The organism is Staphylococcus sp. EG-SA-17, from assembly GCF_017151845.1.
GTDB classification, from domain to species: domain Bacteria; phylum Bacillota; class Bacilli; order Staphylococcales; family Staphylococcaceae; genus Staphylococcus; species Staphylococcus aureus.
Window position 1 is genome coordinate 14120 of record NZ_JACVZO010000008.1, and the last position, 20238, is coordinate 34357.

Here is a 20238-nt window from a genome sequence, read left to right on the forward strand (position 1 = left end):
TAATTATAAAATGAAACATATTAAACACAATTTTTTAGACTCCCGTCATAATAACTTCAGACAAACGTTAGTCTGACCTGATAAATATTTTATTTTAAACGTTCTTGTCTCTCTCACAAAAACTATTGTGTTGAATATTCATCATTGCTGATTGAATATAATTATACTGTGGTAAATCTGGTAATATCTTTATTTCTAATTCTGTATTTAATTCTAAATGCTTAGCGATGTTTTCAAATGTTGCTAAATACTCGCCCATTAATTGTTCATTTATTGTAAGTCTATCTTCATTAGCCATGGCTCTATTTAACATAAAGCTAATTTCTTCTAATGCGAATAAGCTAGGATAATAATTTTGAATCAATGTCTTATCACTAAATAATTCACCATTAGCTGCATTATAAACTTGCGTCATGTTATTTAATTTCACAGATAGGTTCATAGCCGTGTTTTTCTGATACACATCATCTTTATATTGGTTTTCAGAAAACAAATAATGGAAGAGCGTTGCTTCTTTACGAACAACTTCAGCCATTACATTAGGAAGCAATGCGGATGCGGTACGTTGTCCAAGGACAAATAAACCTATGATTGCAATCACAATACCCATTGCAACGTCAATAACTCTTGGAAACGCAATGTTAATTGTTAAATTCTGTGATGCTAATCCATTCATTAAAATAACTTGTATTGTAATAAAAACTACTGCAATCGCATAATTTGCTCCCACCAATGCTTCAGTAAACAATGCTGCAATGCCCATTAAAATTACTGCAACAGGTGTTGGTATTGAAAACAACAATATGACTGAAAGTACTAACACACCTAAAATAGTACCTAAACCTCGTGCCATACCTCTCTCGATTGCATGTATAGTTGATGTTCCTAGTAATATTGTATGTGCAGATAACGGTATCCAGTATGCTTTTTCAAAATCAAACATTAACGCAATAAATATCGCTATCATCATAATCGCTGTATATCTCAATGTATTTCTAAAAACAATAGAGTCTAATGTTAAATTTTGATAAATGCGTTTACTATATAAAGGTTTTCGCATGTCTGCTTCATACGCAATACGCGCTTCATTTGCATGCACCATTTCATCAATTTTCAATATATGGTTGAATAAATTTTGAAATTCCTCTGTTACTGTCACTTCTTTTCGCCAATATCTTACATTTTCCTCACTATTATCTAGTTGTGCAATGATATGATCCATCATTTCAATTAACTCATCTGGCAATGGTCGAATTTGTTTAGCGTTCAACTCTAACAGTTCAGAATAAATCCCTTGGGCAGATGTGTGTAATAATAATAATTTTTGGAAACGTCTACTTAATTTATCGTTACTTGAAGTAGAAGTGATTAATAATTTATCAGATGCTTTAAAATTATCCACCGCTGTTTTTGCTACTTGTAAAAATGCAGATTTATCATTATAAGTGTGTAACAACTTAGATATGAGTTTAAAATCATTTTGAATTGCTTGTTCTTCAGCTTTGTTTTTAGAAAATACGATCGTGATTAACACCATCATAGTGGCAAGTATACCGCCTACTAAAATCGCAAAGCCTCTATATAATGCTTCTTCGGGAGCTATAGGTAAGTTAATGGGTAGACTGAATGTCACAATGAAGAATGTCGATGACGGTCCAGCTATTTTTAAGGCAGTAAATATATAAAATGGTATAACCGTAACAATTAATAATGTCATTCCAAAAACGAGTGGCGTTTTGGCTGTTAGCGTACCAAGCATCATACATATTGCAAACGCTAAATTACAAATTATTACAGTTCGCAGCTTAGATCGCGACGGACCTTTAAAAACATAAATATGGGCTAGTGTTCCGGTTGCAACTAATAATCCAAATTGGAAATTACCACATAAGTAACCGATTATTGCGGGAATAATCATTAACAGTCCCTGTCTTACACCTTTATAAAAGTCTAAGTTAAGTCGATTGATTTTTATGAGTGATGTCAAAAAGATGTCATTTCGACTTCTCCTTTCCTTGTCAAAATATTTCCATAATCTTTTTATTAGCATAGTTAAAATGAATTTGTTGCTATAAATTTTAATTACGCAACATATGTCATTATAACACCTTATGCTCAATTATCTAAATTTAAAAACTTTTAAAGTCCAATTAAAATTAATTTCTAATGTTATTTAACATCGTTGAACCTTTGGTCGCCCACCTTTGCGCTAGTTAAAATTTATTTGTGACATGTTGAAATTATTTTAGCGAATTATACATTTAGGGTTAGAAAAACATTCACATAGACTTAGTGTCTATTTACTTCATATTATTCCTAGGGTTCAAGATCCAAACTATAGTAAATTTAAGAAAGTTTATAAAACATATTTGCTTCATAAGCTTGAATAGTTCCTATATTCGTTATTTAAAATGACATTCGATGTCAGTTCATTTTTTAAAATATCGAAAGATGCTTACGTATAATATATATAGTGACGTATTTACAAATAATGGCAGTAAGCAGTACAAAATGATTACACAAAAATTTCCTTCTACTCGATAAATTAAGAAGAATAAACTAATTAAAAAAATACTTATAATTAGACCTATAAGAGGCAAACTTCTAATATATTTCTCTAAGTTTTCCTTCATATTTATAACCTCCTAAAATTTATATGTACTTTTATAAGCGTTACCTGACTAATGTTTTAAAACTTTATTTCTTTACATACATCATTTTAATAACTTCTCTTTCATCTTAAACCATATCTGTTTTAAAAAGTTTCAATTTCAACGTAAAAAAAGCAATAAGCCCCAACAATGTGAAAGCTTACTGCTTGTTTAAATTATTTTTCTATTGCTTTATCATCACTAACAATTAAAGGTTGATCTGGTTTCACATAGAACCACATAATCACAGCGATTACTGCTGGAACGATTAACAATTGGAATGTCATTGTCCAACCCAAATGTTCTACGAATAGACCTGCTAATAGCGGACTGATTAATGCACCTATATTACCCCATAAGTTCATCCACCCTGATACTGTACCAGAGAAGTTACGTCCTAAGTCAGTTGCTGCAGCCCAACTCATACCCATTGAAATACCGATACCACCAAGACCTAGTGATAACCAGAAAATACTTACATATAAATTTCCTGTACGTACAGCAAAGATAATTGAAACTGCAAACACAATAAATCCTGCGATTGCAATTACACCTCTAGCTACGAATTTTGAACGACCTAATCCTAATACACGGTCAGAAATTGCACCTGCTGATAAGATTAAGAAGAACATTAATAACCAAGGTAATGAACTAATGCTCATTTCTTTAAAGTTAACGTGGAATACTTCTGTTAAATACGTCGGTAACCAAATTAAGAATAATGTAATGATAAATTGTACAACAAAGTATTGAATTGCAATTGCATAGAAGCTAAAACGCTTAAAGAAATCATTCCATGGTGGTGATGACTTTTCAGTAGCTACGATATCACGATTTTCCATAATGAAACGTTTCTCCGCTTCATTAACCATTCTATGTTGCTCAGGTAAGTCTTTGGCAATAATCGCCCATAATACAGCCATTAAAATACCTACTGCACCAAAAATGTAAAATACTGCTTGCCAGTTAAATGCGTTAACAATAGCAATTGTAACTATTGGTGCTAATACAGGTCCGAAATATGATCCTGCTAATAATGCACTTGATGCTCTACCTTTTTCATTTTTAGAGAACCAAAATGAGTTAAACACAGCATTAGAAGGGTACATTGGCGCCTCACCTACACCAAATAAGAATCTCACTAAATAAATTAAACCGTGGTTCTTAATCATACCCGTTAAGATTGTAAATGCACTCCACCAAACTAATGCAATTGTAATCATCTTACGTGGACCGAATTTTTCAGCCAACATCCCCGATGGTACTTGCATTAATGCATAACCTAGAGAGAAGAATGATGCCAATAAACCAAATTGTGGCTTTGTCATCCCTAAATCATCCATCATTTGCTTAGCGATATATGAAATGTTTGCTCTATCCATATACGCAATAACCCCAATAAAGAAGAACGCAAGCGCGAACATCCACCTTACGTTAGTTCGTTTTTCCTTCATAACTATTCCTACTTCCCTAATTAATTTTTTAAAACTTACCCTGAAACGTTAAAATTTTCGGACATCTGGCATGTCCACCCCTACTTTGTCACAAAATTGTACCAAAGTTATTTTTTATAATATTATCAGACATGGAAAGCGTTTACAATAGAATCTATAAAAATTTTATTAAATTCCGCTTAACTTTTGCTATTAAAACGATATAAAGGAACTTTTAGTTACATAGTAGCCTATCATTTGTTAATTAAAAATACTGCAATGCTAGTGTTTTAAAACGTATATTGCAGGCTTTCTTACATATTTGACATTCATTTTAAATTGCATAAAACTACATTGCTCATTCATTGTGCAGCGCCTGTTATTTAGATGATCATTTGTTGACTTTTCGTACTTATAGCAAGCAATTTTTTGATTTATTGCTTATAATACATTTTAAGACAAATGCTTGTTTCAACATCGCATACGACATCATTCATTATTCATTTGAATTTATCCAGTTTCTATTTGTCTGCAATTGCTGAAAATTAAAGGAGCTTATTTTTAATAATGGAACAAATTATCACTGAATTTATTAGTCGTTTTGGGTATGCAGCCATTTTTATATTAATTTTATTAGAAAATGTTTTACCTATCGTACCATCGGAAATTATTCTGACATTTGCTGGCCTTATGTCTGTTAAATCACATTTATCAATTTTAACCTTATTTATTATTGCAACCATCGCATCGTTTATAGGGCTGTTAATTTTATATTATATCTGTCGTTTGATTTCAGAAGAACGTCTATATCGTTTTATTGATCGACACGGTAAGTGGATTAAATTGAAAAGTAAGGATTTAAAGAGAGCAAATGATTGGTTTAAAAAGTATGGCGTATGGGCTGTATTTATCTGTCGTTTCATACCTGTATTACGTGTATTGATTACCATTCCAGCCGGTGTAAACCGCATGAATGTTGTGACATTTACCGTTATTTCATTAATAGGTACAACAATTTGGAATTTCGGTTTAATTTTACTAGGACGCACTTTGAGCGATAGCTTTGGTATGTTGATGACTGGTCTTCATACATATTCACGTATTATGTATGTTATCATCATTATCGCAGTCATTTACTTTGCTATACGTTACATCGGCAAACGTAAAAGAGTAAAATAATATTGTTGTTAGTATAAAGGCATGAATTTTAAATTTCTATACACAAAAAGCAGTAAAATCATTCCATCTATTGAAATGATTCACTGCTTTTTTAAGTTTATTTGGCAAACTTTAGCTGAAAGTCACCTATCTTTATATAAAGAAATATTATTATTAACATGATAGTTACAGTTGTGAAATAAAATGGTACCAATGAGTGAGAAATGATACCAATTAATAATGCGCCGACAGTCATTCCAATATATCTCACAAAGTTAAATACACCTAACACTTTTCCTTTTATATGTTCAAACCTTTTAGAAATTATAGTAGACAGCAAAGCTGGCACAATACCAACACAAGTACCTAATATAAATATAATTACTGATAATATAATTACATTTGATTCGTTTAACCATCCAAACAATAATGTAAATATAGCAAATCCAGTTATAGTAACACGAAGTATCATTATTTCATTATATTTTTTTGACAATCGTTTATAAAATAAACTTCCTAATATAACACTAACAGTAATAGGTAAAAACAAAACTCCTGATATTCCAACGCCTATATCATAGGTATTATTTAATAATGTCGGTAAATAAACTAATATTGAAAAGTACGTCAAAAATATTAAAAATCCCAATGTCACTAAAGTAATAAACACTTTATCGATCAAATATTTTTCTTCAATTTTTTCAGTTAATTTTACAATCCCTTTTTCAACATTTGGAATATCAATAAAAAAGATAATCAGAAATAATACGATAGATATAACAAGCAAAAAACTAAAAATACCAATATAATCCCATCTTGCACCTAAAGTACTCCCTAGGATTGGTGCCAAAGCTGGCGCACATGATAAAAATATTTGATAGTTCGCCATAGCTTGAGCTCTACCATTATCTGTACTTAGTTTGGCTAATAAAGTTAAAGTCACGAGAGGAATAATTCCGCAACCAATTGCTTGAAATAACCTTGATATAGCAAATAATATAAAGTTATGTGTCATTGCACAAATAAAGCTAGATATGATTACTATTCCCAATCCCGTTAAAAGTACTTTTTTCGAATCACGAGAATCTATACTTCTACCAAGTACAATTTGCATAACTGCAACGATAAATATAAAACCGCCAACTGTCGCATTTATCCAAAATAGTGGTACTTGAAAATCGTCATATAGTCTCGGAATAATAGGCGTGTATATGTTTTGAATCAATGATGCGAAAAATGCTAAAAATCCTAGAATATATAATCTGATATTACTATTAGTCATTTAAACCATCTTCTTCTTTTTTTAATTCTTCTATACTACGGTTTAAAAACTCTACAATAACTGCCATTTCATCATTATCAAAGACTTTAAGTACTTCTTCATATTTTTTTACCGCTTTTTCATGTAATTCATCATGTATATAAGATAATTTTTTTCCTTCTTGTGTTAATGAATAATTAACTTCTCTTTTGTTAAATTCATTGTGCGATTCAACTACTAAGCCTTTCGCTAAAAGTTTTTTTATCGATTTAGTAATTGCTGGTTTTGATACATTTAACATTTCAGACAAAAATTTATTATTCACTTTATCATTAGTTAACCGGTTAACTATATTATTGTTGTCACTCCCATTTTTGTCAAATATTGTTGTAATTAACATATATTTACTTAGTTATGCACCATTTATTCCGCAAACCCACCTCACAAATCCATCTATAATACAAACTATCATTTTAAATAAGCAGAATTTTCCCTGTCTTCCACACAAACTGTTTTCGTCACTGTAATATGCCTTCTATTCAAAAAAGTCACTCATAACAAATTGCGCATTTTAATAAATGTAGCAATGCCATTTGCATGCTGCAAAAATACTCATATTAATATTTATATTTTATATTATTTAAGTTTTTTAAATCCATATTTTTATAACACTTGCTATGTGATAAAATTAATTTTATATATAAAATCTTAAGATTCAGATTATTTAATAGCAAAGGAGATAGTGATATGGATGTTTTAACAATAGAACATTTAACAAAGAAGATAGGCAACAAAACGATTCTCGAAGATGTATCATTTAAGCTGAAACGCGGACAAATAGTTGGTCTTGTTGGAGCGAATGGTGCAGGTAAAACAACTTTAATGAAAGTTATATTAGGTTACTCTAGTTTCCAAAGCGGGAATTTTAATGTTATTAACAGCAAGGACAGCAAAAGCAATATCGGTGCATTGATTGAAAATCCAGGAATATATCCTTTTATGTCTGGATATGAAAACTTGAAGTTATTGAACGAATCAAAAAACACTCAAGATATCGATAAAATTGTCTCACAACTTCATATGGATGAATACATTCATAAAAAAGCTAAAACGTATTCTCTTGGTATGAAACAAAAATTAGGAATTGCTATAGCATTTTTAAATAAACCTCAATTCATTATCTTAGATGAACCAATGAACGGCTTAGATCCAAAAGCTGTGCGAGATGTACGTGAATTGATTGTACAAAAAGCGCAAGAAGGTGTCACTTTCTTAATTTCGAGTCATATTTTAAGTGAGTTAGTTAAAATCACAAACTCTATCCTTATTATTAACAAAGGTAAAATTGTTACAGAAACATCGGAAGAAGAACTTAAACAATTTAAAGATAATGATTTAGAAAATGTATTACTAGAAATCATAGAAAGGGAGGATCAAGCATAAAATGGGAACTTTAATTAAACAAGAATGTTTCAAATTATTTAAAAAGAAATCAACTTTTATCGCACCTATTGTCTTTATTCTACTAATGGTTGCTCAAGGTTATATCGCTACAAAATACAATGAAATTTTTACGCCACAGGAATCTTTTACATCTGCTTATAATGGTTTTTCATGGTTTGCATTTTTATTAATTATTCAAGCAAGTACAATCATTTCAATGGAATTTCATTACGGTACGATTAAAAATTTACTCTATCGTGAATATTCAAGAACAACTATGATTGTTAGCAAAATCATCACATTATTTATTATTTCTTTAATTTATTTTGTTATTACAATTATTGCTTCAATTGTTATTGGGTCTTTATTCTTTAATGATTTAAATATATTTGAAAGTAGCGGTAATCAATTATCTTTATTGAATCAATTATTATTAGTTAGTTTAGGCACATTTGTTGGCGTTTGGTTAGTTTTAAGCTTAACGTTGCTATTATCATCTGCAACAAATTCAACGGGTGTAGCCATTGCTGTAGGTATTGTTTTTTATTTTGCAAGTTCTATTTTAGCAGTTATTCAAACGGCACTTTTAGAAAAAATAGACTGGCTAAAGTGGAATCCTATTAATATGATGAATATTATGCTTCAAACAGTTGAAAAAGGCTTTAGTAAGTCGACAAAATTAGAACTTCATGAATTGTTTATTGGTAATATTGCTTATATTTCTATTTTCTTAATACTTGTAGTATTTATTTTCAAGAAGAAAAATATTTAGTAACTTAAAGTATTAGATGAATAAATACACACAGATTCCATCGTAATTCAAAATCATTTTCAAATCCCTTCACCATAATGGTGCGGGGATTTTTGATATGTCAGCATACCACTCATTCTATCTTTTATATATTCCAGAATCCCCCCACTTGTAATGTACAAAATATGCTCACTTATACGATAATCGTATCTCTGCCAAGCTATTTCAACTCTGCTTCAACAACTTTATCACTTCACATTTATGCGGGTACACTTCAACGCTACTAATATGAATGATACAACCATAGATTCTCAACACTAAAATTCACAATATGTTTACTCTATTTTTATCAATTCAAGCATACTTATTGAAAAATGTTAACGTTTTCTTGATAATCATTGTAAGCGTATTAATTTTACAAACCAATGATTGAAATATACTACAGGAGTGACACACAATGACTCAAATTACTGAAAGAGAATTAAAAAAGAAATATTTGGATTTATTATCTCAACATTTCGATACTCCAGAAAAGCTTGCGACTGAAATTATTAATTTAGAATCTATTCTAGAATTGCCTAAAGGTACGGAGCATTTCGTCAGCGATTTACATGGTGAATATGAAGCTTTCCAACACGTATTACGCAACGGTTCTGGGAACGTGCGAGCGAAAATCAATGATATTTTCAAAGACAAGTTATCAACGAAAGAACTTAACGATTTGACTGCCCTTGTTTACTATCCAGAAGACAAATTGCAGCTTATTAAATGCGATTTTCAAAATTACGGACAATTAAATGTTTGGTATATTACGACGATTGAACATCTCATTCAGCTAATTAAATATTGTTCTTCAAAATATACGCGTTCAAAACTTCGACGTGCCTTGCCGGAGCAATACGTTTTCATCGTAGAAGAGTTATTATATAAAAACAACGAATTCAAAAATAAAAAATCTTACTACGAAACACTTGTAAATCAAGTGATTGAGCTTAAGCAAGCGGATGATTTAATTATAGGGCTTGCGTATTCTGTACAACGCTTAGTCGTCGATCATTTACACGTTGTCGGCGATATTTATGATCGTGGCCCGCAACCAGATAAAATCATGGACACGCTGATTAATTATCATTCTCTGGATATTCAATGGGGTAATCATGATGTGCTATGGGTTGGTGCTTATGCAGGGTCTAAAGTATGTTTAGCTAATTTACTACGTATTTGTGCACGTTATGACAATCTAGATATCGTTGAAGATGCTTACGGTATTAATTTAAGACCTTTGCTAACATTAGCCGAAAAATACTATGATGCAGATAATCCTGCTTTTAAACCTAAAAAAAGACCTGATAAACATGAACGTTTAACACAACGCGAAGAAAGTCAGATTACTAAAATTCATCAAGCTATTGCGATGATTCAATTCAAACTGGAAATACCGGTTATTAAGCGCCGTCCAAACTTTGAAATGGACGAACGACTTGTACTTGAAAAAGTTAATTACGATACTAATGAAATAACAGTATACGGAAAAACATATCCATTAAAAGATACATGCTTCCAAACTGTTAACCGTGATAACCCAGCAGAATTACTACCTGAAGAAGAAGAAGTCATGAATAAACTATTATTGTCATTCCAGCAATCTGAAAAATTACGTCGTCATATGTCTTTCTTGATGCGTAAAGGCTCACTTTACTTACCTTATAATGGCAATTTACTCATTCATGGTTGTATTCCAGTTGATGAAAATGGTGAGATGGAATCATTCGAAATTGATGGTCAGACATACAGTGGCCAAGAGTTATTAGATGTGTTTGAATATCATGTCCGTAAATCATTTGATGAAAAAGAAAATACTGATGACTTATCCACTGATTTAGTTTGGTATTTATGGACTGGGAAATATTCTTCACTATTTGGTAAACGTGCGATGACTACGTTTGAGCGATATTTTATTGCAGATAAAGCTTCTCATAAAGAAGAAAAAAACCCGTACTATCATCTACGTGAAGATGTGAATATGGTTCGTAAAATGCTCAGTGATTTTGGATTAAATCCAGATGAAGGACGCATTATTAATGGTCACACACCAGTGAAAGAAATTAATGGCGAAGATCCTATCAAGGCTGATGGAAAAATGCTTGTCATTGATGGCGGCTTTTCAAAAGCTTATCAGTCAACAACTGGCATTGCAGGTTATACATTGTTGTATAATTCATTCGGAATGCAACTCGTTGCACATCAACAATTTAACGCAAAAGAAAAAATTCTTTCCGAAGGTATCGACGAACTGTCAATTAAACGGATTGTTGATAAAGAATTGCAACGTAAAAAAATCCGTAATACAAATAAAGGTAAAGAGCTTCAAGCTCAAATAGATATTTTGAAAATGTTAATGCATGATCGTTACTTAGACTAAAGACGACATTTGGTGCATGCATCGTGCACTTACTTAATGGTACTTTGTTTACGCATTGGCTACGCAAACGCGATGGTAAATAGTCGACCTAACTACACCGAAAAATCCCCTCACTATTGCGAGTAGTGAGGGGATTGGTGTATCTATGCTAGTTCCTGTTAACTGTATTATAACAACTTCACAGCAAAAAAATGCAAAATCAACTAATAAATTAATGAAATGACCGACGCCCTCGCTTCTACTCCAATTTAACAAAATACTATATTAGTACTATATTTTTCATTAACATGTATGTTACATTTTCTATATTACTTAAAATTACGAAGGGACATTTTTAAATCATGCGTATCTTAAAAGAGTCCATTATTGTGGCATTTGCCTTTGTTGGTGTTGTCGTTGGTGCCGGCTTTGCTACTGGTCAAGAAATTTTCCAGTTTTTCACAAGTCATGGCGTGTATAGCATTTCAGGCATTATTGTGACAGGACTATTGATTACTTTAGGTGGAATGATTGTCATGCATACAGGTCATCATCTAAAGTCTAGAAATCATTCTGATTCAATTAACTATTTCTTATATCCCTCTATTGCAAGAGGTTTTGATATTATTTTGACAATGTTTATGTTGTCTTTAGCTATTATTATGACTGCAGGTGGCGCTTCAACCATTCATCAAAGTTTCAACTTACCGTATTGGCTGAGCGCACTCATATTAGTCGCCTTTATTTTAGCAACACTGTTTCTAAAATTCGATCGTTTAATTGCTGTGCTTGGCGGTGTTACCCCATTTTTAATTGCGATTGTCATTATGATTGCGGTCTACTATTTCACAACGAGTCATCTTGATTTTACTGCCGCTAATAATGATGCTCAGATTCATAAGCAGAAATCATTATCACCTGGATGGTGGTTTGATGCAATTAACTATGCAAGCTTGCAAATTGCTGCTGCCTTCAGCTTCTTATCAGTGATGGGTAGTAAAGTTAAGTATCGTGACTCAACGTTATACGGGGGCTTGATTGGCGGTTTAATCATTACATTTTTACTCATGATGATTAACCTAGGTTTAATTTCTCAATTCGATAAAATTAAACACGTCGACTTACCTACATTAAAATTAGCGACACAAATGTCTCCGTCAATCGGTATTATTATGTCTGTCATTATGATACTTGTCATCTACAATACTGTTGTTGGATTAATGTATGCATTTGCGTCACGTTTCAGCGTTCCATTTAGCAGACGTTACTTCATCATTATTATTACAATGGCTGTCATCACTTATATTAGTACATTTATCGGTTTCATTTCATTAATTGGAAAAGTATTCCCTATTATGGGATTGTTCGGTTTCATCTTACTCATACCTGTACTCTATAAAGGTTTAATTAAGCGTATTACCGGCAAATCTCATATCGATTAAAATATCTATACTATTGTAAAATTTAGTACAACACTTCAAAATCAAAAAAGCGGGCAGATGAAAAGTAAAAATCTTTTCCATCTGTCCGCTTCTTAATAGAACTGTTATTTCCCAAGTATTTGTTGACCAGCCGTTAATCCAGTTTCTGTAATTTCATGACCATTCACCCAAACTTCTTCGACTTGTGCCCCACGTGTCTTAAACAAGTTAATGACTTGTTCACTTGCAGCTAATGGTACAATTGGATCATGTTTCCCCATAGAAAGCAACACACTGACATCTGATAAATTCTTCGTTGACGTTACTTCAATTGGATATAACGGTGCATATAACAATGCTTTTTTAAATGGTGCTTCTGAACGCAACATTAAGTTAATTGCTATATTTGATCCATTTGAAAATCCAACAAGCACAGCCTTTTCAATATCAAATTCATAACGTTCAGCAGCTTCTTTAATGAACGTTAACAATTCTTGTCCACGAAATGCCAAATCTTCTTCATCATAAACACCTTCACCAAGACGTTTGAAATAACGGTTCATCCCATTTTCTGAAACTTGTCCTCTAATACTTAACAAGTGATAATTTTCATTCAATGCTTCGCCTAATGGCAATAAATCGAACTCATCACCACCTGTACCATGCAACAATATTAGCGTTGGCGCACCTTTTTGTCCTTCACGAAAAATATGTTCCATCACAAATCCTCCTCATTCCAATTAATCATGTTGACGCTTCGTATTAAAAGGTCTAACTTCCGATTCTATATATTCTCTTTTATTTTCTAAAAATGGTGGTAATGATAACCCTTCGCCTAATGTTTCATAAGGTTCATCTTCCATAAATCCTGGTCCATCTGTTGAAATTTCTATTAAAATATGCCCCACACGTGCATATAATGCTTCAAAATAGAAACGATTAATGATGCCTGAGTTGTTAATACCTACCTCTTTATATTTCGTTGCCCACGCTTCTATTGCATCATGATCTTTCACACGAAATGACACATGATGTACCTCACCATAACCTTGACGTGCTGCTGGCCCTTTATCATCTTTTATTAAGATTACCTGGCCACCATTGCCTCCTTCGCCAACTTCAAGTAATGCGACATTATCTTCATGCGCAATAGTTGTCATACCGTAAACAGTCTCTAAAATATTTTTAAAGTCGTCAAAATAACTTACTTTAATTTCAATGGGTCCTAATCCATAAATCGCTTTATCTACTGGAACCGGTCCATTCTTCCAAGGTACACCAGGTGCTACACCTTCATTTAACTCATCTGAAATTAATTGATACACTTGGCCATCGACTTCTTCAAATGGCAACACTTTTTTACCAAATAGTTCTTGAATACCTTCGTGTTTGACACCAAACTCATCAAAGCGCTGTTCATAATATGTTAATGCGTCATCGTTAGGCACTCTAAAAGACGGTCTTGTAATAGAATTTGTTCCAGCCTGCCCTTTAGGAATATCTGGGAAATCGAAGAATGTCATATCTGTACCTGCTGAACCTACATCATCTGCAAAAAATGTATGATACGTATAAATATCATCTTGATTGACTGTCTTTTTAACTAAGCGCATGCCTAGTACTTCTGTAAAAAATTTATAATTACGTTCTGCATTATCTGTTATTGCAGTAACATGGTGAATACCTAATAATTCATGATTATTTGCCATTTTATATACCCTCTTTGTCTTTTTAGTGTATTTATCTCGAAATCGAGATATTTTAATGTAAATTTTTAGTGCACGCCTTACACTTCTGTAGATTGTGCACTTAGTTTCTTAAACGCTTGTTGTAAGATTGTTAATTCATCCTTTGTTAACACATCAAACGCTTTTGTTAATGTCTCAGCATGCTTAGGGAAAATATCTGCCATTTGACTTTGACCTTTTTCAGTTAAACAAGCCATATATACACGTTTATCATCTTTATCCTTTTCACGTGTAATCCAACCTTTGTCCTCTAATTGACTTACAACATATGAAATGCTGCTACTTGCAATTAATACGCGGTCTCTAATACGTTGAATTGGTTGCGGACCTTTATTATAAAGCAACTCAAGCACTGCAAATTCAGTAATATTTAATCCATAACGTTTTACGTCTTCTTTTGTAATTTGCTCTAATGTGTCTAATGCTCTATTCATTCCGACAAAGACATTGAGCGATTGTTTCGTTCGATCCATATCATCACCAACTTTTTCATTTTATTTCGATTTCGAGATAAATTATATAGCTGAATAGATTTAATGTCAAGATACGTGTTTTCATCTTTATTTCAAACTGCGCTTAATAAAAACGACTACATAAATGTGGCAATGTCGTCACATGACTGTCATGCACCTTTGACTTCGTTTAAGTTAAAATAGAATAGGGAAATACTATAATCAATCATGATAGGAGTTGATATGTATGAGTAACCTTGAAATTAAACAAGGCGAGAACAAATTCTATATTGGTGATGATGAAAATCATGCTTTAGCTGAAATCACATACCGTTTTGTGGATAATAATGAAATTAACATTGATCATACAGGCGTATCTGATGAACTCGGTGGTCAAGGTGTTGGCAAAAAACTAGTTAAAGCAGTTGTTGAACATGCTCGCGAAAATCATTTAAAAATCATTGCCTCATGTTCATTTGCCAAACATATGTTAGAAAAAGAAGATTCATATCAAGATGTATATCTTGGTTAAATAAATTTTGCGATGGTGCAACTGTGCCATCGCTTTTTATTTGTTCGCATCAATATAAAATTGCAAAACGACTAGTTATTTTGCATTTCAAACTTTATGCTGTCAATTCATTTTCTTTTCTGGTATACTTTTTATACTAACTTATAGAAAAATAGAAAAAGAGGCGATGCATAATGGCATTTCACGATAAAACAGCAACACAAGTGACAAACATTGAACTGAACGTAAGAGACTTAGACTTAATGACAACATTTTACAAAAACATTTTAGGACTATCCGTTAAAAGTTCTGACGATAACACAACCGTATTATCTGTTGGGACTGGTGGCCATACTCTAACGTTACATTTATTAGAAGACGGCCGTCAGACTTCCCCACGTGAAGCAGGACTTTTTCATATAGCATTTTTATTACCAACTACTGAGGATCTAGCTAACTTCTTATATTTCGTGGCACAAAAAAATATGGGCATTGGCGCTGGTGATCATTTAGTCAGTGAAGCTTTATATTTCAACGACCCCGAAGGTAATGGTATTGAAGTCTATCGCGATAGACCTTCATCTTCATGGGAATGGCAAAATGGCAAAGTTAAAATGGATACTTTAGAAGTTGATAGCCAAACTTTATTAACACATCGTACTGATGAAGGTTGGCAAGGAATGCCAGCAAAAGGCATGATTGGACACTTACATTTAAAAACACATGATTTAGACGCAGCATATCAATGTTACATTGAACAATTAGGATTCCAACATGTGTCTGATTTTCCACGTGCGCTATTTATGTCAACGAATCACTATCACCATCATATTGCCGCTAACACTTGGCAATCTAATCAAGCAAGACAAAACAATGCACAAAGTTATGGATTAACACATGTTGATATTTATCAACCCGACGCCTCAACACATACATTTACGGCACCAGAAGGGTTTGGCATCACAGTTCATTCAAATACTGACCTTGTTCCAGAAAAATAAACATCCATACTTTATTAATACAATTTTTTCACGCAAAAGCCTGCGATTCATTTATGTAATCGCAGGCTTTTTTATTGCTAACTTTTTAATTTTATATATTTAGACATACGGTATTCTATTTATTCTTTTGGTCCAACCCATTCAATAACATCTTCATAAGCTTGGCGTGTTTTATTTTTCGGTGGATCTTGTTGTCTGTAGCCAAATGCAACCATCACTGATAAACCAAATTGCTCAGTATCTAAGATACCTTTATTTGCTAAAATGTCTGTCACTGTATCCAGACTAAAACCTTCCATCGGGCATGAATCAATACCTAATAATGCAGCTGTCGTCATCATATTGCCTAATGCGATATACGTTTGTTTACTTGACCAATCATACAAGGCTTGATCATTATCGGAAATATGAAAATCTGCTTGGAATGCATCGAATTTTTGTTCAACAGCTGGAATCGTTTGTGCCTCATATTTTTTAATATCTCTTAACATATGTTGTACATACGGTGATCTTGACGTTACATTTTTACGCGCAAAAATTAGCACAAAATGGCTCGCTGTATCTAATTGCTTTGCTGCGCCCCAACTGTGCGCTTTTAATTCATCACGTAACGCTTGATCTTGAATCACGACAAACTTCCAAGGTTCTAACCCAAGAGAACTTGGAGACAATCTACCTGACTCTAATATTGTTTCAAAATCTTCTTTCGAAACTTTCTTTTGTGGATCGAATTGCTTAGTCGCATGTCTGAAATGAAATGCATCCATAATTGTTTGATTCATATTGCTCATTGAACATAGCCTCCAATTTTTATATTTATTACTATACAAATTATACTTCATGTTTTAAAAAGACTAAAGTAATCCGTTTGCAATTCACTATAACTTGTGTACATGTTATAAGTTTTCTGCAATAAAACACACTTTTGAATTTTGGAAAATTTAGTGTTATAATATATTTGTGATATTTTTCACAATTAAATTGTGGCGTGATTTTAATGTACATAATCTTTAATTTCACTCATTTACTTTTCAATCTTTTAAAAGCGAGGTTTTTAATAATGACAAAAATTATGTTCTTTGGTACGCGTGATTATGAGAAAGAGATGGCATTAAATTGGGGAAAAAAGAATAATGTCGAAGTAACTACTTCTAAAGAGCTATTATCAAGTGCTACAGTCGATCAATTAAAAGATTACGATGGCGTAACTACAATGCAATTTGGTAAGTTAGAAAATGACGTTTATCCTAAATTAGAATCTTACGGTATTAAACAAATTGCACAACGTACTGCTGGATTTGATATGTATGATTTAGATTTAGCTAAAAAACACAACATTGTGATATCTAACGTTCCTAGTTATTCACCTGAAACAATTGCAGAGTATTCTGTTTCTATCGCCCTACAATTAGTGCGTCGCTTCCCAGATATTGAACGCCGTGTACAAGCACATGATTTTACTTGGCAAGCAGAAATCATGTCTAAACCAGTTAAAAATATGACTGTTGCAATTATTGGTACGGGTCGTATCGGTGCTGCTACAGCTAAAATATATGCAGGATTTGGTGCTACAATTACAGCTTATGACGCCTATCCTAATAAAGATTTAGACTTTTTAACTTATAAAGATAGTGTTAAAGAAGCTATTAAAGATGCCGATATTATTTCTTTACATGTTCCAGCGAACAAAGAAAGCTATCATTTATTCGATAAAGCAATGTTTAATCATGTGAAAAAAGGTGCAATCTTAGTTAACGCAGCACGTGGTGCAGTCATCAATACACCTGATTTAATCGCTGCAGTGAACGATGGTACTTTGTTAGGTGCTGCGATTGATACTTATGAAAATGAAGCAGCATACTTCACAAATGACTGGACTAATAAAGACATTGACGATAAAACATTATTAGAGTTAATCGAACATGAAAGAATTTTAGTAACACCACATATTGCTTTCTTCTCTGATGAAGCAGTACAAAACCTTGTTGAAGGTGGTTTAAACGCAGCATTATCTGTCATTAACACTGGTACATGTGAAACACGTTTAAATTAATATATATTTAAACAGGCTGGGACATAAATCCCTAAAAAACAGCAGTAAGATAATTTTCAATTAGAAGATATCTTACTGCTGTTCTATATTTATACAATACTTCGTATTGAATGGCTTCGCTATGCCCATCTGGCACATTACTGTAAAATTCTATAAATAGAATTTTTGATGATGGGTCCCTTCCTAGGGTGCCGTCTCAGCCTCGGTCTTCGACTGGCACTGCTCCCTCAGGAGTCTCGCCATTAATACTACGTATTAACATGTAATTTTACTTTTAAATAATTTAAAAAATAAGACACTTTGCCAAACTTGCACATAAATGTTTAATTCAATAATTTGAATTTTCTGTGTTGGGTCCCTTCGTATAATTTAATAAATACCACTAAACTAAATTAATGAAGTGCCTTATGTATAAAAATTATAACTTGATCCAACTTACACTACCAATAGAAACTTCTGTTAGAATTCCTCAAATTGATATTTCGCGATATGTTAATGAAATTGTTGAAACGATACCTAATAGTGAATTCGATGAATTCAGACACCATCGTGGCGCAACATCTTATCATCCAAAAATGATGTAAAAATTATCTTATATGCATACACTCAATCTGTATTTTCTGGTCGTAGAATAGAGAAACTACTTCATGACAGTATTCGAATGATGTGGTTAGCTCAAAATCAAACACCTTCTTATAAAACTATTAATCGTTTTAGAGTAAATCCTAATACTGATGCATTAATTGAATCTTTATTTATCCAGTTTCATAGTCAATGTTTAAAGCAAAACCTTATTGATGATAATTCGATTTTTATTGATGTACAAAAGTAGAAGCTAATGCCAATAGGTATACATTTGCGTGGAAGAAAAGTATTCAAAATCATGAATTGTTTTATTTTGTATATCTGTATCAAAATCGATTTGATTAAAATCCGCTTTATTTTATCATCTATTCAAATGATTTTAGTGCGCTTATTTTACTATGGCATTATTGTCTAACCTGTTTGAGATATATTAATATTTGATGATTCGTATTCAGAGTTTTCATTTAACATGTATTTAGTATCATAATAGCTACTTCATTGATGATGTACTACCTACTTGTTCAATACTTCTTGTTCGATAATTGTTAAAACACCTTGCTTATCGTTACTTGGAGCGACAGCAGAGGCAATATTGAACAATTCTTCATCATGACTATTTTCCATCACATAACTATGCTTAGCGAACGCTAGCATATCTTTATCATTATTCGCATCTCCAAAGGCCATGAGCTCTGAAGGAGACATTTCCCATTTATCTAACAATCGTTTTAATGCCTGCCCTTTAGTCATGTTTGGCATAATAATATCAATACTATCGTGCCCACTTGAGACAAGTTTAATATCATTGCTGAATTGCGTTGCTACTTCTTCGTCAACATTCGGATGCGTCTCACGATTAATATTAAATGCTATTTTGACATAATCATCCTCAGGTAATTGTTGTAGACTATCAATTTCTTTTAACTGATGATAATAAAATCTCGTATCTTCTTTAAATGCTTCAGAAGTATGTTTCAAAATATACGCGCTTTTCAAACCACAGATGACGAGTTGATCAATACCTTGGTTCATATTTAAGTAATCGACAACCTGTTGAAACACCTGACGATTAAAGCTTTTATAATTATATAACTCATTGCCTTTATAAATAACTGCACCATTTTCAGAAATAAAATACATATCTCTATCCCCGAAAATAGACTTCAACTTCGCATATTGATTGCCACTCGCAGCAATAAATGTAATATCTCTATTTCTAAGTTCAGTAAAAATCGCTTCAAATCTTGGTTTATCGTATGTCTTTTTCGAATCTAAAAACGTCCCGTCCATATCTACCGCAATAGCCTTAACCATGATTATCCTCCTCATTGCTCTTTTAGTCGTCTTCATTATATCCATCTCATGACAA

At 32.4% G+C, this 20238-nt stretch carries 17 protein-coding genes and 3 pseudogenes; 9 read left to right on the forward strand and 11 right to left on the reverse strand.

The features are described from left to right. Positions 1-94: 94 nt before the first annotated feature. The 3 genes from IDG65_RS05425 to IDG65_RS05430 all read right to left on the reverse strand — a co-directional run bounded on the left by IDG65_RS05425 (position 95) and on the right by IDG65_RS05430 (position 4105). Complete coding sequence (locus IDG65_RS05425; RefSeq protein WP_000586385.1) at positions 95-1918, reverse strand: FUSC family protein; 1824 nt, start codon at positions 1916-1918, stop codon at positions 95-97. Between the two features lie 511 nt (positions 1919-2429). After that, a complete protein-coding gene (locus tag IDG65_RS14790; RefSeq protein WP_001670187.1) occupies positions 2430-2633 on the reverse strand; it encodes a hypothetical protein in 204 nt (67 codons plus the stop codon). A gap of 194 nt (positions 2634-2827) precedes the next feature. Continuing rightward, positions 2828-4105 carry a pyruvate MFS transporter gene (locus tag IDG65_RS05430; RefSeq protein ID WP_000660709.1) on the reverse strand — a complete coding sequence of 426 codons (1278 nt, stop codon included), beginning with the start codon at positions 4103-4105 and terminating at the stop codon, positions 2828-2830. 546 nt (positions 4106-4651) lie between these two features. Between IDG65_RS05430 and uptA the strand changes: the two genes are divergently transcribed. Continuing rightward, on the forward strand, positions 4652-5263 hold the full coding sequence (uptA, locus tag IDG65_RS05435; RefSeq protein WP_000435042.1) for an undecaprenyl phosphate transporter UptA: 612 nt from the start codon (positions 4652-4654) through the stop codon (positions 5261-5263). 8 nt (positions 5264-5271) lie between these two features. Here the strand turns inward: uptA and IDG65_RS05440 are convergent. The 3 genes and pseudogenes from IDG65_RS05440 to IDG65_RS05450 all read right to left on the reverse strand — a co-directional run. Further along, a pseudogene (locus tag IDG65_RS05440) lies at positions 5272-5371 on the reverse strand (hypothetical protein). Continuing rightward, complete coding sequence (locus IDG65_RS05445; RefSeq protein ID WP_000185193.1) at positions 5361-6524, reverse strand: MFS transporter; 1164 nt, start codon at positions 6522-6524, stop codon at positions 5361-5363. Before IDG65_RS05445 ends, IDG65_RS05440 begins: the two are co-directional and overlap by 11 nt. Beyond that, positions 6517-6837: pseudogene (locus tag IDG65_RS05450) on the reverse strand (MarR family winged helix-turn-helix transcriptional regulator); the annotation flags it as partial. The pseudogene IDG65_RS05450 and the gene IDG65_RS05445, both read right to left, overlap by 8 nt. Positions 6838-7250: 413 nt before the next feature. Between IDG65_RS05450 and IDG65_RS05455 the strand changes: the two are divergent. From IDG65_RS05455 to IDG65_RS05470, 4 genes are all read left to right on the forward strand, one after another. Then, positions 7251-7946 carry an ABC transporter ATP-binding protein gene (locus IDG65_RS05455; RefSeq protein ID WP_000382904.1) on the forward strand — a complete coding sequence of 232 codons (696 nt, stop codon included), beginning with the start codon at positions 7251-7253 and terminating at the stop codon, positions 7944-7946. A 1-nt stretch (position 7947) separates the two neighbouring features. Then, positions 7948-8718, forward strand: a complete 771-nt coding sequence (locus IDG65_RS05460) for an ABC transporter permease (RefSeq protein ID WP_000536961.1) — start codon at positions 7948-7950, stop codon at positions 8716-8718. A 436-nt stretch (positions 8719-9154) separates the two neighbouring features. Then, positions 9155-11119 carry a fructose-1,6-bisphosphatase gene (locus IDG65_RS05465; protein ID WP_000192182.1) on the forward strand — a complete coding sequence of 655 codons (1965 nt, stop codon included), beginning with the start codon at positions 9155-9157 and terminating at the stop codon, positions 11117-11119. Between the two features lie 341 nt (positions 11120-11460). Continuing rightward, complete coding sequence (locus tag IDG65_RS05470) at positions 11461-12540, forward strand: YkvI family membrane protein (RefSeq protein ID WP_001670188.1); 1080 nt, start codon at positions 11461-11463, stop codon at positions 12538-12540. A gap of 104 nt (positions 12541-12644) precedes the next feature. On the opposite strand, the gene mhqD is transcribed toward IDG65_RS05470, so the two are convergent. From mhqD to mhqR, 3 genes are all read right to left on the reverse strand, one after another. Beyond that, positions 12645-13238: a methylhydroquinone degradation carboxylesterase MhqD gene (gene mhqD / locus IDG65_RS05475; protein ID WP_000400018.1), complete on the reverse strand. Its 594-nt coding sequence runs from the start codon at positions 13236-13238 to the stop codon at positions 12645-12647. Between the two features lie 21 nt (positions 13239-13259). Then, positions 13260-14228, reverse strand: a complete 969-nt coding sequence (gene mhqE / locus IDG65_RS05480; RefSeq protein WP_000002677.1) for a ring-cleaving dioxygenase MhqE — start codon at positions 14226-14228, stop codon at positions 13260-13262. A 77-nt stretch (positions 14229-14305) separates the two neighbouring features. Further along, complete coding sequence (gene mhqR, locus IDG65_RS05485; protein WP_000376235.1) at positions 14306-14740, reverse strand: MarR family transcriptional regulator MhqR; 435 nt, start codon at positions 14738-14740, stop codon at positions 14306-14308. Between the two features lie 226 nt (positions 14741-14966). Here mhqR and IDG65_RS05490 point away from each other — a divergent pair, with 226 nt between their 5' ends. Beyond that, the gene (locus IDG65_RS05490; protein WP_000067112.1) at positions 14967-15251 is read left to right on the forward strand and encodes a GNAT family N-acetyltransferase; all 285 of its coding nucleotides are present in this window, start codon (positions 14967-14969) and stop codon (positions 15249-15251) included. A gap of 173 nt (positions 15252-15424) precedes the next feature. Then, positions 15425-16231: a VOC family protein gene (locus tag IDG65_RS05495; protein ID WP_000863969.1), complete on the forward strand. Its 807-nt coding sequence runs from the start codon at positions 15425-15427 to the stop codon at positions 16229-16231. A gap of 119 nt (positions 16232-16350) precedes the next feature. Here the strand turns inward: IDG65_RS05495 and IDG65_RS05500 are convergent, their stop codons facing one another. Next, positions 16351-17022, reverse strand: a complete 672-nt coding sequence (locus tag IDG65_RS05500) for an NAD(P)H-dependent oxidoreductase (protein ID WP_000069098.1) — start codon at positions 17020-17022, stop codon at positions 16351-16353. A 269-nt stretch (positions 17023-17291) separates the two neighbouring features. Between IDG65_RS05500 and IDG65_RS05505 the strand changes: the two genes are divergently transcribed. Both IDG65_RS05505 and IDG65_RS05510 read left to right on the forward strand, forming a co-directional pair. Beyond that, positions 17292-18284 (forward strand): D-lactate dehydrogenase, encoded by a 993-nt coding sequence (locus tag IDG65_RS05505; protein ID WP_000161539.1) that lies wholly within the window; start codon positions 17292-17294, stop codon positions 18282-18284. A 407-nt stretch (positions 18285-18691) separates the two neighbouring features. Beyond that, a pseudogene (locus IDG65_RS05510) lies at positions 18692-19172 on the forward strand (transposase); the annotation flags it as partial. Between the two features lie 210 nt (positions 19173-19382). Here the strand turns inward: IDG65_RS05510 and IDG65_RS05515 are convergent. After that, positions 19383-20183, reverse strand: a complete 801-nt coding sequence (locus IDG65_RS05515) for a Cof-type HAD-IIB family hydrolase (RefSeq protein WP_000237524.1) — start codon at positions 20181-20183, stop codon at positions 19383-19385. Positions 20184-20238: the final 55 nt, after the last annotated feature.

Coding starts and splice junctions, on each gene's coding strand:
- IDG65_RS05460 (WP_000536961.1), top strand. CDS start 7,948: ATGGGAACTTTAATTAAACAAGAATGTTTCAAATTATTTAAAAAGAAA.
- IDG65_RS05495 (WP_000863969.1), top strand. CDS start 15,425: ATGGCATTTCACGATAAAACAGCAACACAAGTGACAAACATTGAACTG.
- IDG65_RS05505 (WP_000161539.1), top strand. CDS start 17,292: ATGACAAAAATTATGTTCTTTGGTACGCGTGATTATGAGAAAGAGATG.
- mhqE (WP_000002677.1), bottom strand. CDS start 14,228: ATGGCAAATAATCATGAATTATTAGGTATTCACCATGTTACTGCAATA.
- IDG65_RS05425 (WP_000586385.1), bottom strand. CDS start 1,918: ATGATTATTCCCGCAATAATCGGTTACTTATGTGGTAATTTCCAATTT.
- IDG65_RS05455 (WP_000382904.1), top strand. CDS start 7,251: ATGGATGTTTTAACAATAGAACATTTAACAAAGAAGATAGGCAACAAA.
- IDG65_RS05445 (WP_000185193.1), bottom strand. CDS start 6,524: ATGACTAATAGTAATATCAGATTATATATTCTAGGATTTTTAGCATTT.
- IDG65_RS05430 (WP_000660709.1), bottom strand. CDS start 4,105: ATGAAGGAAAAACGAACTAACGTAAGGTGGATGTTCGCGCTTGCGTTC.
- mhqD (WP_000400018.1), bottom strand. CDS start 13,238: ATGGAACATATTTTTCGTGAAGGACAAAAAGGTGCGCCAACGCTAATA.
- uptA (WP_000435042.1), top strand. CDS start 4,652: ATGGAACAAATTATCACTGAATTTATTAGTCGTTTTGGGTATGCAGCC.
- IDG65_RS05470 (WP_001670188.1), top strand. CDS start 11,461: ATGCGTATCTTAAAAGAGTCCATTATTGTGGCATTTGCCTTTGTTGGT.
- IDG65_RS05465 (WP_000192182.1), top strand. CDS start 9,155: ATGACTCAAATTACTGAAAGAGAATTAAAAAAGAAATATTTGGATTTA.
- mhqR (WP_000376235.1), bottom strand. CDS start 14,740: ATGGATCGAACGAAACAATCGCTCAATGTCTTTGTCGGAATGAATAGA.
- IDG65_RS05515 (WP_000237524.1), bottom strand. CDS start 20,183: ATGGTTAAGGCTATTGCGGTAGATATGGACGGGACGTTTTTAGATTCG.
- IDG65_RS05490 (WP_000067112.1), top strand. CDS start 14,967: ATGAGTAACCTTGAAATTAAACAAGGCGAGAACAAATTCTATATTGGT.
- IDG65_RS14790 (WP_001670187.1), bottom strand. CDS start 2,633: ATGAAGGAAAACTTAGAGAAATATATTAGAAGTTTGCCTCTTATAGGT.
- IDG65_RS05500 (WP_000069098.1), bottom strand. CDS start 17,022: ATGAGCAATATGAATCAAACAATTATGGATGCATTTCATTTCAGACAT.